Below are 240 nucleotides of genomic sequence, written 5' to 3'. Positions count from 1 at the left end.
CGCTGCGCCGCCAAATCCCCCCCTCGCTGCCGGTCGTGCTGGCGGTCGGGCTGCTGCTCTATATGGCCGCGTCGGCGCTCTGGTCGATCGTCCCCGGCGACACGCTGGCACGGACCGGCAAGCTCGCCATCCTCGCGCTGTTGGCGACGCTGCTGCTGACGGTCCCGCTGCGGCCGTCCCTGATGCGCGACACCGCGCGTGGAACGGCGTACGGCCTGTTCGGACTGGCCGGGCTGACCC

General features: G+C 72.9%; 1 protein-coding gene. It reads left to right on the top strand.

Translation table 11 applies throughout. From position 1 onward, the window contains the following. On the top strand, nucleotides 1-240 hold a 240-nt coding region (locus SB754_RS22685), incomplete at both ends, for a hypothetical protein (protein WP_410784523.1).

Source organism: Leifsonia sp. SIMBA_070, assembly GCF_046534635.1.
Lineage (GTDB): Bacteria > Actinomycetota > Actinomycetes > Actinomycetales > Microbacteriaceae > Leifsonia.
This window is presented reverse-complemented; position numbering and strand designations above follow the sequence as displayed.